General features: G+C 71.8%; 14 protein-coding genes. 1 reads left to right on the top strand and 13 read right to left on the bottom strand.

Going from position 1 to position 13,512, the window contains the following annotated elements; translation table 11 throughout:
* Nucleotides 1-77: 77 nt before the first annotated feature.
* Genes AB0903_RS28440 through AB0903_RS28430 form a run of 3 tightly spaced genes read right to left on the bottom strand, consistent with a single transcriptional unit; the run spans nucleotide 78 to nucleotide 2,331 of the window.
* A complete protein-coding gene (locus AB0903_RS28440) occupies nucleotides 78-875 on the bottom strand; it encodes a zinc ABC transporter substrate-binding protein (protein WP_366707585.1) in 798 nt (265 codons plus the stop codon).
* On the bottom strand, nucleotides 833-1,699 hold the full coding sequence (locus tag AB0903_RS28435) for a metal ABC transporter permease (RefSeq protein ID WP_366707584.1): 867 nt from the start codon (nucleotides 1,697-1,699) through the stop codon (nucleotides 833-835). Before AB0903_RS28435 ends, AB0903_RS28440 begins: the two co-directional genes overlap by 43 nt.
* Nucleotides 1,696-2,331: an ABC transporter ATP-binding protein gene (locus AB0903_RS28430; protein WP_366707583.1), complete on the bottom strand. Its 636-nt coding sequence runs from the start codon at nucleotides 2,329-2,331 to the stop codon at nucleotides 1,696-1,698. The genes AB0903_RS28435 and AB0903_RS28430 overlap by 4 nt, the downstream gene beginning before the upstream one ends.
* Before the next feature lie 164 nt (nucleotides 2,332-2,495).
* Here AB0903_RS28430 and AB0903_RS28425 point away from each other — a divergent pair, with 164 nt between their 5' ends.
* Nucleotides 2,496-2,642 carry a hypothetical protein gene (locus AB0903_RS28425; protein WP_366707582.1) on the top strand — a complete coding sequence of 49 codons (147 nt, stop codon included), beginning with the start codon at nucleotides 2,496-2,498 and terminating at the stop codon, nucleotides 2,640-2,642.
* A 326-nt stretch (nucleotides 2,643-2,968) separates the two neighbouring features.
* Here AB0903_RS28425 and AB0903_RS28420 read toward each other — a convergent pair whose 3' ends face one another.
* The 10 genes from AB0903_RS28420 to aztA form a co-directional block, all read right to left on the bottom strand.
* Nucleotides 2,969-3,403, bottom strand: a complete 435-nt coding sequence (locus AB0903_RS28420) for a Fur family transcriptional regulator (RefSeq protein ID WP_366707581.1) — start codon at nucleotides 3,401-3,403, stop codon at nucleotides 2,969-2,971.
* 124 nt (nucleotides 3,404-3,527) lie between these two features.
* Entirely contained in the window at nucleotides 3,528-4,838 is a 1,311-nt protein-coding gene (locus AB0903_RS28415; RefSeq protein ID WP_366707580.1) for an MFS transporter, read from the bottom strand.
* Nucleotides 4,835-5,890, bottom strand: a complete 1,056-nt coding sequence (locus AB0903_RS28410; RefSeq protein ID WP_366707579.1) for a phytanoyl-CoA dioxygenase family protein — start codon at nucleotides 5,888-5,890, stop codon at nucleotides 4,835-4,837. The genes AB0903_RS28415 and AB0903_RS28410 overlap by 4 nt, the downstream gene beginning before the upstream one ends.
* 70 nt (nucleotides 5,891-5,960) lie before the next feature.
* Entirely contained in the window at nucleotides 5,961-6,995 is a 1,035-nt protein-coding gene (locus AB0903_RS28405; RefSeq protein ID WP_366707578.1) for a pyridoxal-phosphate dependent enzyme, read from the bottom strand.
* A 15-nt stretch (nucleotides 6,996-7,010) separates the two neighbouring features.
* Complete coding sequence (locus AB0903_RS28400; protein ID WP_366707577.1) at nucleotides 7,011-7,358, bottom strand: hypothetical protein; 348 nt, start codon at nucleotides 7,356-7,358, stop codon at nucleotides 7,011-7,013.
* 40 nt (nucleotides 7,359-7,398) lie between these two features.
* Nucleotides 7,399-8,970: an ATP-binding cassette domain-containing protein gene (locus AB0903_RS28395; protein WP_366707576.1), complete on the bottom strand. Its 1,572-nt coding sequence runs from the start codon at nucleotides 8,968-8,970 to the stop codon at nucleotides 7,399-7,401.
* Nucleotides 8,967-9,809: an ABC transporter permease subunit gene (locus AB0903_RS28390; RefSeq protein WP_366707575.1), complete on the bottom strand. Its 843-nt coding sequence runs from the start codon at nucleotides 9,807-9,809 to the stop codon at nucleotides 8,967-8,969. Before AB0903_RS28390 ends, AB0903_RS28395 begins: the two co-directional genes overlap by 4 nt.
* Nucleotides 9,806-10,753 carry an ABC transporter permease gene (locus AB0903_RS28385; RefSeq protein WP_366707598.1) on the bottom strand — a complete coding sequence of 316 codons (948 nt, stop codon included), beginning with the start codon at nucleotides 10,751-10,753 and terminating at the stop codon, nucleotides 9,806-9,808. The genes AB0903_RS28390 and AB0903_RS28385 overlap by 4 nt, the downstream gene beginning before the upstream one ends.
* 14 nt (nucleotides 10,754-10,767) lie before the next feature.
* Entirely contained in the window at nucleotides 10,768-12,339 is a 1,572-nt protein-coding gene (locus tag AB0903_RS28380; protein ID WP_366707574.1) for an ABC transporter substrate-binding protein, read from the bottom strand.
* Between the two features lie 429 nt (nucleotides 12,340-12,768).
* On the bottom strand, nucleotides 12,769-13,485 hold the full coding sequence (aztA, locus tag AB0903_RS28375; protein WP_366707573.1) for a zinc ABC transporter ATP-binding protein AztA: 717 nt from the start codon (nucleotides 13,483-13,485) through the stop codon (nucleotides 12,769-12,771).
* Nucleotides 13,486-13,512 lie beyond the last annotated feature (27 nt).

Raw genomic sequence — 13,512 nt, 5'->3', positions numbered from 1 at the left:
CGGACTGCCCCCACCCGCGCGCAACGCCCCGAGCAACGCCCGAGCAACGCCCCGCGCCGGGCCGTGCACCCGGTCTTTCAGGACATGGCGTTCTTCAGCTCGTGCGCCGCGTCCCGGTACACGGCCAGCAGATCGAGATCGTCGCCCGGATAGTTGGCGATCTTCACCTGCTTGGCGCCGGAGTCGGGCAGCACGGTGCCGGTCGACATGTGAGCGTTGTCCAGCACGAGCGCGGGTTTCTTCTCCGAGAGTTCGGCCAGTTGAGCCGGAGTGACGGCCTCCGGCCCGTACGTACCCACGGTGGTGGCGCCCGCCAGCTTCGCCGCCCAGGCCGTGAAGACCTGGCTGACCACGGCCGGGCTCTCGCCGCCGGGCCAGCCGGACTTCAGATCCGCGGACAGCTTGGCGCGCTCGGCGTCGAACGTGCTCTTCCACTTCGCGGCGGCGTCCTCGGTGCCGAACAGTTCGCCCAGCCGGGCCACTTCGGCGTTGACCTTGTCGGCGTCGTTGTCGAGACCGACCTCGACCAACTCGGCCTCGGAACCCGCGGCCTCCTTGATCTTCTCGGCGTACGGTTCGAACGGCGCGTACAGCACGAAGTCGGCCTCTGCGACGGCCGCCAGGTCGGACGGCTTGGGATCGTAGTCGGGGGCGTGGTGCACCGACTGCGGCACGATGACCTTCACATCCTCCGCTCCTGCGGCCTTCGCGAAGGCGCCTTCCCAGGTGGTGGTGACGACCACGACCGGTTTCCCCTTCTTGCCCCCGGTGCCGCTCTTGGACGACGCGTCGTCGCCGTTGCCGCAGCCGGTGACCAGGGCCAGGGCCGCGCTCAGTGCGAGGAGGGAGGTGATACGGACGCGGTTGCGCGCCATGAGCTGATTCTCCGTTCGGGTACGAGGTGGACGGCGAGGACGACTGCCCCCGCGGTCAGGACGAGGACCGGGCCGGGCGGCCAGTCCAGCCAGAGGGCGATGAGGAACCCGGTCAGGTTGACGGCGATGCCGATACCCACCGCCCACAGAGTGATCGACTTGAGTGAGGTGCCCAGGCGGCGGGCGGCGAGTGCGGGCAGCAGCGTCAGGGCGTCGACCAGCAGGGCGCCGGTGAGTTTGATCGCTCCCGCGACCGACACGGCGACCAGTACCAGCAGTACCAGGGTCAGTCCCCGTACCGGGACGCCTGAGCACTGCGCGAGTTCCCGGTCGTACAGAAGCAGCGCGACATCGCGACGTCGCCACAGGAAGAGACCGGGTACGGCGACGGCGAGCACCGCCAGGACCACCAGGTCGGCTGTACCCACGGACAGGATCGAACCCCACAGCAGGGCGAACGCGCCCGAGGCGTTGACCCCGGAGACCGCGAGGACGAGCAGTGCGGCCGCGATCGCGAGACTCATCAGAAGGCCCATCGCGCCGGACAGCCCGTCAGGGGTACGGGCGAGCGGGGCGACTCCGGCGCCCGCCAGGGCGCAGGCCACCAGCGCGCACAGCATCGGGTCGAGCCCGGTCAGCAGACCGACCGCGATGCCCAGCAGAGCGACGTGCATCATCGCGAACCGCACCGGCATGATGTCGAGCCCGACGATGACCACACCGATCACCGGCAGCCCGATCGCGGCCAGCAACAGGGCGATCCCGGCCCGCTGCACGGGCACGAGCCGGAGCAGCTCGCCGACGTCGGCGGCGGCGAGGGTCACCGGACCTCCCGCAGCCGGCCGGCGGCCATCTCCAGTATCCGGTCGCAGCGGTCGGCCAGCGCCCGGTCGTGTGTCACGACGACCAGCGTCACGGGCAGGGAGGCGAGGACGTCGGCGGCCTCCTCCTGGCCGGAGAAGTCCAGGGCCGCCGTGGGCTCGTCGGCCAGGAGCACTCCGGCGCCCGCGGCGACGCAGCCGATGGCCCGGGCGAGGTACATCCGCTGCAGCTGGCCACCGGAGAGGGTGTGCAGGGGCCGCCCGGTCAGTGCCCCGACACCCAGCCGGTTGGCGGCTTCGGAGGCTTCCGCGGGAGCGGTGCTGCCGGCGAGCAACTCGTGACCCAGCAAGGGGAAACGGCCGGCCGCGGGTTTCTGCGGAATCCAGGCGCAGGCCCGCCGCCGCCAGGCCCATTCAGCCGGCGTACGCGTGTTCCGGCCGCCGACCGTGATCGTGCCTCTCATCTGGCGGTGCAGACCGAGGACGGCGCGAAGGAGGGTGGTCTTGCCCGATCCGTTCGTCCCCGTCAGGGCCACTCGCTCACCGGCCGCGATCTCCAGGTCCACGTCGACGACGGCCTCGACCCTGCTGTGGCGGCAGGCGACCTCTCGCATGCGCACATCCAGCCCACCCATCACACACCTTTCATCGTCCTTGGCCACGCGGGTACGGCGGTACGTCCCGCCCTCCCACGCGGCAGTAGTCGGATGAAGGGAGCGTCAGGTTCCCGTGGACCGGCGACCGATTCCCGTCGCGAGCCGGGTGCCGGACCGGACCACGACCGCCACGGAGCCGAGCCGTGAGCCGTGAGGAAGCGCAGGGGGAACGGGACGGTGTCACCCGGCCGGCAAGCGCCTTCGCGGACACCACGGCGTCCAGAGCACTCGGCGACCTGACCAGCGTCCCGCCCGCGGGGGTTCCGGCCGAGTCGACCGTGCGCACATGAAAATCGGCTCCGCCGCCCGCACTCTCGTGCCCGCTGAGCACGGCCTCGTCGACGGCAGAGGACGTCACGGCGGTCAACCGGCCGTCGGTGCCGCCGCTGTTGGAGATCCTGAAGAACGCCGTAGTGGTGTCACGGTCGGCGTAGGGCAGGAAGATCCGCACGTCGCCGACCTCGATTCGCGGGCGTTGCCGGCCGCCCCGGACGCGGCCCACGTCGTCGGTCCCGCGTGACGGTTCTCCCGCCCCGCCCCGCCCCGCCCCGTCCCGCCCTGTCACGTCACGGAACCCGGGGAGCCGCGTGCACGACGACCTCTGAACCGACCCGTGCTACCGCGTGGGCGTGTCCGCGTTGTTTCCCTTGCGCCGGCAGTCGCCGCAGACGCCGCTCAGCTCGAGGGTGTGGTCCACTTCGGCGAATCCGGTCGTACGGGCCACCTGGCCGACCCAGCGCTCGACGACGTCGGTGTCGAGGGCCTCGCCATGGAGGCAGTCGCGGCAGATGATGTAGTGGCGGTGTTCGGCCGCGGGTCGGTGCCGGTAGCGCCGTTCGCCGACCTCGGACCGTACGACGTCGGCCCCACCCGTCCGCACCGCCTCCTGCAGGGCGCGATAGACGGTGGTGAGTCCCACCCGGACGCCTTTGTCGGCCATCCGTGCGTGCAGTTGCTGGGCGGACACGAAATCCGCGCATCCGGCGAGGGCCTGCGCGACAGCCGCACGTTGGCGTGTCAGGCGCCTGCCCGGTTCGGTACTTCCCGTCACAACCGACTCCCGCTGATCAGTTCCCGCCTCCGCGACCCGCGCTCTTCACGCGGGGACGCCTACAGGCCGCGGCGCCGGCCCGTAGGTGTCCCCGCGTCGGCGCACCGGAGTGCCGGTGGCCGCCTCACTCACCAGCAGGTGCCGAGCGTGCCACCGCGCGGGCGAAGACGAGCGCCGCGAGGGTCAGTGCCCCCAGCGCCGCGGCGGTGCCCGGATATCCGCCGACGGCGAGACCGACGCCACCGAGACCGGCGCCGAGGAAGACGCCGAAGCTCATTCCGGCGGCGTTGAGGCTCAGCGCCGTGCCCCGCAGCGAACCGCACCGGCGCACCAGCAGCGTGGTGACACAGGCGGCCACCGTCGCGTGACCGGCGCCGACGAGCGCGGTCAACGGAAGCGCCAGGAACAGAGAGCGGGTGAAGAAGACCCCTACGAGAGCCGACGTCGCCACCAGCAGGGCGAGCGTCATCAGCCGCTCACTGGAGACCGCCGGCCGCTCGGAGCTCAGCAGCCGGCCGGCGAAGAGGTTGCCCAGGAAGAACGAGGTGCCGCTCAGGGTCCAGACGAGGGCGAAGAGGCCGGGGTCCAGGCCGAAGCGCTCATCGTAGAAGGCGGCGAGGTACGCGAGGTAGCCCATGAACGCCGCCGTTCTCAGCATGGCCACGCTGAGGAGCGGGGCCACCCCGGGCAGGGCGCCGAGCGCCCTGAACGACGCGAGGTACCCCGGCCGCGTCGTCTTCTCCGCGTCCCGGTCGGCCGTGAGCCCGACGCGCCGGGAGTGGCGGCCGCGCAGGAGGAAGTACAGAGCGAGTACGGCGGCGATGGCGGCGATGGCCCACAAGTCGCCCTGCCAGCCCCACAACACGGCCGGCAGCGCCACCAGGGGCGCGGCCAGGAGTGCCGTGAGCGACTGGGTGGCGGTGATGAGGGTCGCCGCGCGGCCCGCTGCCGCGTCGTTGTCGAAGCGATCGGCCGCGGCTGCCGTCAGCGCCGGATTGAGCACGGCCGTACCGGCGCCGACCAGCAGGCAGAAGGCAGTCAGCAGGAGGAACTCGCCGGTGGCGCCGAAGGCGGCTGCCAGAGCCAGCACGGTGAGCCCGCCCGCGGCCGCCCGATCCCTGCGTACGCGGTCGATCAGCGGAGCCAGCGCCGTGCCCACGGCCAGGGCGGCGAGCCCGCCGAGGCCGCGCAGCTGACCCAGGGCGGCGACGCTGCCGTCCGCGGTGTCCGCGATGGGGACGAGGAAGGTGCTGTAGATGGTGAAAGGCACCAGGCCCACGGCCGAGGCGAGCATGAACGGCCACAGGACGCGGGTCATCCGCCAGTCGCCCGGCACGGCATGGCCGTTCGCCGCCGCGTTCGTCGGGGCTTCGGCGGGCGGTTCCGCCGGACCGGCGGTGGGGTCTGCCGCCGGGCGCTTCGTCTCGCTGCTCATGCCCGCTCCGCCCGGTACCGGTACAGCGCGGTCGCGTCGGCGCTGAACTGGGAGAAGGGGAAGGGCTCCGCGGACAGCGCGGTGAGGCCGGCCCCCAGGAAGGCGCGCGCGACCGCGCTGCCGGTCTGGGCGTATACGGCGAGCGGCGTCGCGTGCTTGCGGCAGTGCTCCAGGATGACGTCGAAGCTGCCGTTGCTGAAAGTCATGCCCGTGGCGATCACCGCGTCGGCATCGGTCAGCACCTGGTGCATGTCATCGGTGACGGGGTCGCCCCAGTTGGTGGTGCGCAGGTTGAGGTCGCAGGGCAGCGGGACACCGCCCTGCTCGCGTATCGCCGCCACCAGCGGGTTGACGACGCCTATCAGGGCCACCTCGGTACCGGGGGCGATGTCGAGCAGTCCGGCGACGGCCGCGTCCCTAAGCACGGAGCCGGCCGGCGCCAGGACGGTCACCGCGCCGTCGACGCCGGTCCGGGCCGTGTCGACGAGCAGCCCGGTCGGCTCTGCGCGGTCGCGCGGCGCCGGTCCGGCCAGGTGGCTGCCCGGGACGATCTGCAGGGCGCCGTTGTCGGCGGTCGCTTCGTCGAGGAAGATCATCGCGGTGGCGATGTCCTGGGCGTCAGGACCTGCGCTGCAATACCAGTACGGATGGTCCTGGTGCCAGCGGAACTCCGAACCGACGCCGGCCCTCTTGAAGTTGAGCTTCGACGTGAACGGCCCCAGCCGCTCGGTGCCCAGCAGCCGGCGCATGGGCCCGGTGAGCCGCTCGTCGGTCCACAGGGCGTCGAGACCGGGATTCAGGTGCGTGACGGGCGCCAGGCTGCGAACCGCCGGCGGACGGGCGCCGGGCTCCCAGTGGACGGTGGTCCCGTCCACCGTCCCCAGCCGGTGCCCGTCCGGCCACACGGAGACCTCCGATGTCCCCTCCAGCGCTTGCTCGGTCACCCGCGCGAGCACGGCCTCCGCCGCCTGCCCCAGGGCCGCGGTCTCGGCAGGGCCGAAGAGCCGGCGGAACAGGACGAACCCGCGTGTGTGCTGGTCGCTGGGGGACACGGCAGGACACCTTTCGAACGGGGGCGGGGGCGGAGACTGGACGGGGCGCTGCCGATACGGGCGTACGAGGCTAGACGGCCCCGGGCACCAGGAGCGGTTCGCCGCGCAGCAGTGCCCTTTCGCCGGGTGGCCAGTCCATCACCGACCAGGGATGGCGCAGCTCGCCCTGTGTGGTGACCTCGTGGGGCCGCATGGCGCCGAGGCCGACGGCCTGCGGATGGTTGGCGTAGGCGCTGTCGACGTAACGGTGCCCGGTGTCGGCGGCCAGGAAGACATACGTCCTGGAGTCGTCGCGTTCGCGCTCCCAGAGCGTGGCCAGGTAGGCGGCGCCGGCCGACAGCCCGGCGAAGATGCCGCCGGCCCGCAGGAGTTCGACGGCCCCGGACATGGCGTAGTCGAAGTTGACCCAGTGGATGCGGTCGTACAGCTCGTGGCGGACGTTCTGGAAGGGGATGGAGCTGCCGATACCGGCGATGATCATGTCCGGGTCGGTGACGTGCTCGGCGCCGAAGGTGACGCTGCCGAAGGGCTGGATCCCGATGAGCGTCACATCTCGGGCCGCCTCGCGCAGATACGTGGCGATGGCCCCGGTGGACGCCCCGGTGCCGACCGCGCCCACCAGGGCCAGTGGCCCCTCGGGGACTTCCTTGCGGACGAGGTCGGCGACATCGCGGTAGCCGAGGTAGTGGACGGAGTCGTGGTACTGCCGCATCCAGTGGTACTGCGGGTTCTCCCGCAGGAGTTCACCGATCCGCTCGACCCGCAGGTTCTGGTCGAGGCGCAGGTTCTTGGAGGGACGGACCTGTTCCAGGGTGGCGCCGAGGATCTCCAGCTGGACGCGGAGTGTCCGGTCGACCGTCGTCGAGCCGACGATGTGGCACTTCAGTCCGTACCGGTGGCAGGCGAGGGCGAGCGCGTGGGCGTAGATGCCGCTGGAGCTGTCGATGAGCGTGTCACCGGGCTGGACCTGCCCGGTCTCGAGGAGGTGGCGTACGGCACCGAGTGCCGAGTACAGCTTCATCGTCTCGAAGCGCAGACAGACCGCCCCGGGCGGAACGGTCACCACATCGGGTTCCTTGACCGCTTCGGCTATGTGCTCGTGCATGTCCTGCTCCTCCGGTCAGGCGGCGTGATCGTGGCGCAGGGTGAAGAGGTACGCCTGGCAGTTGTCACCCTCCCAGGTCTGGCGATGCGTGATCTCCGGCCGGAAACCGGCCTCGACGGCGTACCCGACGATGTTCCTGAGCTCCGCGGTGTTGGACACGCTGGTGTCGCCCGGCTTGAAGACACCCGCCGGCAGGTCGAACGTCCAGCCGTTGTATTCGTAGGTGCGGTGGGTGTGGACGTCCGATTTCGAGCTGTTGATGGCGAGGATCTCGTCCCGGGGCAGGGTGTCGGGCAGCGCGTCGAGCAGTGCCCGGGCGTCGGCCTGTGCGGCCGTGGAGCCCGCTGCTGTCCGGTCGGTCATGTGTCCTCCGTGGTCGGGGATGTGGTGGGACGTCGTGAGGTCAGGTGCCGGCCACGGACGGGGCGGCCGGACCGGTGGCCGCCGGAGCCGTACCGAGGTCCATCGCACGGACCAACTTCCGGGTCACGGTGGTCCGCGGGGCGTGCAACACCTGGTCGGGCGTGCCGGATTCGATGACGTGTCCGCCGTCGACGACGACGATGTGGTGGGCGACGGCGGCGAGGAGTTCCAAATCGTGGCTGACCCAGAGCAGCGCGGTGCCGTGCTCCTCCCGGAGCCGGGAGAGTTCGCCGAGAACCGCTCGGGTCGCGTCACCGTCGAGTGCGGTGGTGATCTCGTCGCAGACCAGGACGTCGGGAGTGGCCAGTACGGCGCGCGCGAGCGCCGCGCGTTGGAGTTCGCCCCCGGACAGGCCACCGGGACGGCGCTCCGCCGTGCCGGAGTCCAGCCCCAGGCGGTCCAGCAGCTCCAGGGCCTCGCGCCGTGCCTCACCGGCGTCCCGGCCCCGTAGCCGTACGGCGGTGCGGGCGACCTGCTCGGCGACCGGGCGCCGCTCGTCGAAGGAGCTGCGTACCTCCTGCCAGACGTACTGCACCCGCTGCTTCTGCTCGGCGGTGCGGTGGCGCAGAAACGGAAGCGGACGGCCGTCCAGGAGTATCCGGCCGCGGTGGCGTTCGTGGAGTCCGGCCACGCAGCGGGCCAGGGTCGTCTTTCCGCTGCCCGAGAGACCGGCCACGCCGACACACCCGCCGGCGGGCAGCCGGAGATCGACCCCGTGCAGGACCGGGCCTCGGCCACCGGCGTGGAGGTGGGCGGAGAGCCCTTGTACGTCGAGCACGGGGGGCTCGTCGAGGTCGCGGGGTGTGTGCCGCACGGCGGTCACCGGGCGCCGGGCGGGCAGCGCGTCGGCCGCGCCGCCCGACGCCGTCACCCGTCCGCGGTGCAGGACGACGACGTGGTCCGCGAGCGCTCGGACGAGGTCGTGGTCGTGGCTGAGCAACAGGATCGCCGGCCCGCTGCGGGCGAGCCCGGCCAGCGTTTCGGCGAGTCGCATACGGGTCACCGTGTCGAGCCCGGTGCTCGGCTCGTCGAGTACCAGCACCTCGGGCCGGCACACCAGGGCCTGGGCGAGCGCCACGCGCTGGCGCTGCCCGCCGGAGAACTGGTGCGGGAAGCGTCGCTCCGTGTCGCGTCCGGTGGGCAGTTGCGCTGCGCGGAGGGCGTCGGAGACCGGTGTGGGCCCCGTGGAGCGGTGCAGCCGGGCGAGTTCGGCGAGGACGGCGCCGGTACGGCGGGCCGGGTTGAGGGCACTGCCCGGGTGCTGGGGCATGTACGCCACCAGCCGGCCCCTCAGCCCCGCCGCTTCCTCCGTGATCCCGTCCCCGTCCACGACGGTGACGGGGCCGGCCTTCACCCGGCCGTCGAGGCGCACGCCGGGGCCCGCCTCGCCCAGCAGCGCGAGGGCGGCCGTGGTCTTGCCGCTGCCCGAAGGGCCGACGAGCGCGGTGACCCGGCCCTGGTACAGGTCGAAGTCGACCGTGTCGAGGAGCACGGTGTCACCGGCCCGCGCGGAGAGCCCGCGCACGGTGACGAACGGTGTCTCGGAGGTCATCGCACTGCCTCCTGCGTAGGGCGGGAGCGGGCCAGCAGGCGGTCGGCGAGCAGGTTGAGCCCCACGGTGAACATGACGAGCATCAAGGCGGGTGCCAGCACGGCCCACGGCTGGAGCAGCAGACCCTCGCGGCTGCGGGCGATGCTCACCGCCCAGTCGGGCGCGGTCGGGTTCAGTCCCAGGCCGAGGAAGTTGGCCGAACCGACGAGAAAGACGGCAAGGGTGATCCTGGTGCCGATGTCGGCGGCGACCGGCGACAGCACCGACCGCGCCACGCAGTCCAGTTGGATACGCGCACGGGACTCGCCCTGCACCCGAAGCGCCTCGGCGACCGGGCCGCTGGCCGCGTCCAGGGCAGCCGCCCTCACCAGCCGCGCCACGGGCGGTACGTTGACGGCAGCCACCGCGAGGGCGATCGCGACGGGTGACCCGCGCCAGCCCACCGCCACCACGCTGATGACCAGCAGGGTGGGCACGGGAAGCAGCACATCGAGGGGGCGCATCAGCAACTCGTCGGCCAGGCGACGGCGGGCGGAAGCTGCCAGTAGCCCCAGCAGCCCGCCGACCAGGTACGCGACCGCCACCGCACCGAGCGCCATGCCGAGCGCGCTTCGCCCGCCGTGCAGCAGCAGGGCCAGCACATCGCGGCCCAGCCCGTCGGTGCCGAGCGGGTAATCGCCACCGCTTCCCGCGTACGGCGCGAACGCCCCGGGAGCCGCCGGCTCGGTGAGCAGCGGGCCGATCAGGGCGATGCCCAGCGGCAGCACCAGCAGCAGCCCGCCGACGGACGCCGGGGCCGTGCCCGTCCTCCCGGGCTTCCGGCCCTTCACGAGCTTCACCGAAGGACCTCCGTCCGTGGAACGAGTCGATGGCAGACCAGGTCCGCCGCGAGGCTGAACAGCAGGGCCGCCGCGGCCACCACCAGGGCCAGGCCCTGCACGGTGGGTACGTCGCGCGCCTCCACGGCCCTGACCAGGGCGGTCGCCACACCGGGGATCGCGAAGACCGCCTCGACGATCAGCACGCCGCCCACCAGGTTGTCGCCCACCCGGGCCAGTTCCTGAATGCCGGGGACCGCGGCGTTGGGCAGGACGTGCCGCAGCAGCAGCGTCCGGCGTGGCACACCGAGGCGCCGGGCCTGGGTGACGTAGTCGGCCTTGAGGACGGTCACCATGCCCGCCCGCACCTGCCGCGAGAGCAGGCAGATCAGGCGGGCCGCGACGACCGTGACCGGCAGCACCAGCAGCGCGGGTTCGACGATCAGGTCGGCGGCGCCCACGCCGACCCAGGTCGCCGGCAGCCAGCCCAGCCGCAACGACAGCCCCGCCACGAGCAGCAGCGCCAGCACGAAGTCCGGTACGGCGTTGAGCGCGAGCGTCACGGAGGTGACCGCCCGGTCGAGGCGGCCGCCCTCGCGCAGGCCGGAGACGATGCCGAGCAGCACCGCGAGTGGCACGACGACGGCGAAGGTCACCGCGGCCAGCACCAGCGTGATCCCGACCGAATCGGCCAGGATGTCCAGCACCGGGCCGCCGTTGACGAGTGATGTGCCGAGGTCACCCGTCAGCACGCCCTGCGTCCAGTCGGTGAAGCGCTCCAGGGCCGGGCGGTCCAGCTGGAGCTGTTCGCGCAGCGCGGCCACCTGCTCGGGTGTGGCGTCCTCGTCGCCCCGGACGTCGGCGGCGTCGCCGGGCAGAGCTGAGGTCAGCAGGAACACCAGCACCGCGAGCAGGACCAGTTGTACGGCTCCGACGGCGAGCCGCTGCAGGGCGTACCCCCGCATGCCACCACGCATGCTCAGGCCAGCCACACCTTGTCGAAACGGGCGGAGTCGAGCGTGTTGGGCGGGGCCTCGTCGACGCCGCGCACGCGGGACGAGACCGCGTTCAGCCAGTCCGGGTGGCCCCACATCAGCAGACCGCCCTCCTCGTGGACGGTGCGCTGGAGGTCCCCGTACAGGCGTGTGCGCTCGGCGTCGTCGGTGGTGGACTGCGCCTTGGCGAAGTCGGCGTCGAAGTCCTTGCGGCGCCAGCCGGAGGCGTTGAAGGCGGACTTGGTGAGCAGACGGTCGTTGAGGTAGTTGGGGATGGTCATGGCGCCCGAACGGTGGCTGCCCATCACGCCCTTGGTCAGCTGGTCCTTGAAGTACGTGTCCGACGAACCATTGGTGATCCTGATCCGCAGCCCCGCGTCGGCGGCCTGTTCGGCGAAGAGGGTGGCCGCCTCGACGAAGCCGTTGGCCACGGAAGAGGTGTAGATGGAGAGGGTCCGGTTGAGCACGCCCGCCTTCTTGAGGAGCGCGCGGGCCTCCGAGACATCGCGCTGCCGCTGCGGGACATCCTCGGGGTAGTACTGGTAGCCCTTGCCGAACATGTCGTTGCCGACCACACCCTGGCCGGCCAGCACTACGTCCACCAGCTTCTGACGGTCCGCCAGCAGCTTGAAGGCCAGAGTGACATCGGGGTTGTCGAAGGGCTCCTGGTCGCACTTCATGACGATCGCCTGGGCGGTGCTGCCCTTCGCGGCGATGATCCGCACCGACGTGTCGGCCTGTGCGGTGCGGGCGAAGGTCGGCGTCATCTCGTATCCGTACTCCGCCTCGCCACCGCGCAGCGCGTTGCCGCGGGCATCGGCGTCGGCGGACAGGATGCGCAGCTCGTCGACGTACGCCCCGCCGTCCCAGTGGTCGTCGAAGCGCTCGGCGGCGAACGACCGGCCCGCCTGGAAGGACTTCAGCCGGAACGCCCCGGTGCCGACGGGCTTGGCCGGGTCCAGGTAGCGGGCGCTGACGATGCCGGTGCCGAGCGTGCCGAGCAGCGCGGGGAGTTCGGCGGCGGGCCTGGTGAGCGTGAGTTCCACGACGTTCTTGCCGACGCCCCGGCTCTTCTTCAGGTCGATGACGGACAGCAGGGCCTGCGCGAAGTGGCTGGTCGCCTTCGGGTCGAGGATGCGGGCGAAGCTGAACAGCACGTCCTCGGGTGTGAGTTTCTTCCCGTCGTGGAAGAGCGCGTCCCGAAGGGTGAACCGCCACACCGTCGCGTCGGCGTCGGACTCCCACTTCTCGGCGAGCCGCGGCACGGGTGTCATCGTGGAGTCCAGGTCCACGAGCCGGTCGAACAGTGCCTTGGTGCGCGCCATGTCGATGGCCAGGGCCTCGGCGTGCGGGTCGATGGTCTCGGCTTCACCGCCGCCGGTGAACAGCGCCCGGAACTCGCCGCCGCGCTTGGGCCGGGCCTTGTCGTCGGCCCCGCCGCCGCTCTCCGTGCCGCCCTCTGCGCCGCCTCCGCAACCGGTGAGCGCCAGGGCCCCGGCCGTACCGGCGGCACCGGCCAGAGCGAGAAACTCTCTGCGGTTACGGAATGTTGACATGCTGCTCCCCTGAGTGAGACGAGTGGTATCCCGCCGCAGCCGCAGGAGGCGGAGGGCGGGGCTCGCACAGCTTTACGGTGATGAAAATGATTGTCAATACCGTACCGGCTTCCTGGAGACCCGTGGGCAGCGGCCGCGGTGCGGCGCCGAGGGCCGCCGGTTCCGCAGTGGCCCGGAAGGGTGGGTGCGGAAGCCCGGATGCGCTCATCGGGTGGCCGCCGGAGAAGGCGGGCGGGATGTCCTGGTGGGCGCCGCACGGGACTGCGACGGCTTCGGCGAGTTGTCGGTTGAACGGCGGCGCGACGCCTTCGGCTTGTGTACCTGAAACGGCCTCGGCGCCCTGCCGTGCATGCGGTCACGGCCGAACGGCGGCGCGAAGCCTTCGGCTTCTGAGCCGGACACGGCCTCGGCGCCCTGCCGCGCATGCGGTCACGGCCGGGCGAAGGGCTCCGCCGGGCGCTTTCGCTCCGCCTCGTCCAGCACCTCGCGAGGAGGTCCTGCCGCCCTGACGTGGCCGCCGTCCAGTAGTAGGCAGTATCCCGCCCGGCGGGCCGCCGTGATGTCGTGCGTCGCCTGGACGACCGCGACCCCCTCGGCCGCCACGTCGTCGAGAACGCGCGCGATCGTCTCCCGCGCCGAGCCGTCGACGGCGCCGGCCGGCTCGTCGAGCAGCAGCAGATCGGCGCCCTGTGCCAGGCCCTGCGCGACCAGGACGCGCTGGCGCTGTCCCCCCGACAGTTCACCCAGTTGTCGTTCCGCGAGGTCGGCGACGTCCAGCCGTTCCATGCTCGACTCCACCGCCCTGCGGTCCTTGGGGGAGGGGCGCCGGAAGGGGCCGAGCCGGCCCCAGCGTCCCATTGTCACGGTCTCCCGCACTGTGAGCGGCAGGGTGTCGGCCGCCGCGCTGCGCTGCATGACGAACGCAGGCCGCACGGCGGTGCGGTGGACCACCGTCCCCGATGTCGCCGGAATCACGCCGGCCAGCAGGCCCAGCAGCGTCGACTTGCCCGACCCGTTCGGACCCATCACCGCGGTAACCGTCAAAGGTGGTATGTCGACGTCGAGTTGGTTCAAGACGGTGGTGCGCGTGTACCCCGCCGACACGCCTCTCACCAAGACCTGTGGCGTCGGGTGCGGAGCCGTCATGGCGACCCTCCTTTGTAGTGATAATCA

Source organism: Streptomyces sp. NPDC048389, from assembly GCF_040706335.1.
GTDB lineage: Bacteria > Actinomycetota > Actinomycetes > Streptomycetales > Streptomycetaceae > Streptomyces.
Note: the sequence above shows the minus strand (reverse complement) of the source record. Positions and strands in the feature narration are given on the sequence as shown.

Coding starts and splice junctions, on each gene's coding strand:
- AB0903_RS28440 (WP_366707585.1), bottom strand. CDS start 875: ATGGCGCGCAACCGCGTCCGTATCACCTCCCTCCTCGCACTGAGCGCG.
- AB0903_RS28400 (WP_366707577.1), bottom strand. CDS start 7,358: ATGACCGACCGGACAGCAGCGGGCTCCACGGCCGCACAGGCCGACGCC.
- AB0903_RS28430 (WP_366707583.1), bottom strand. CDS start 2,331: ATGGGTGGGCTGGATGTGCGCATGCGAGAGGTCGCCTGCCGCCACAGC.
- aztA (WP_366707573.1), bottom strand. CDS start 13,485: ATGACGGCTCCGCACCCGACGCCACAGGTCTTGGTGAGAGGCGTGTCG.
- AB0903_RS28405 (WP_366707578.1), bottom strand. CDS start 6,995: ATGCACGAGCACATAGCCGAAGCGGTCAAGGAACCCGATGTGGTGACC.
- AB0903_RS28395 (WP_366707576.1), bottom strand. CDS start 8,970: ATGACCTCCGAGACACCGTTCGTCACCGTGCGCGGGCTCTCCGCGCGG.
- AB0903_RS28385 (WP_366707598.1), bottom strand. CDS start 10,753: ATGCGGGGGTACGCCCTGCAGCGGCTCGCCGTCGGAGCCGTACAACTG.
- AB0903_RS28380 (WP_366707574.1), bottom strand. CDS start 12,339: ATGTCAACATTCCGTAACCGCAGAGAGTTTCTCGCTCTGGCCGGTGCC.
- AB0903_RS28415 (WP_366707580.1), bottom strand. CDS start 4,838: ATGAGCAGCGAGACGAAGCGCCCGGCGGCAGACCCCACCGCCGGTCCG.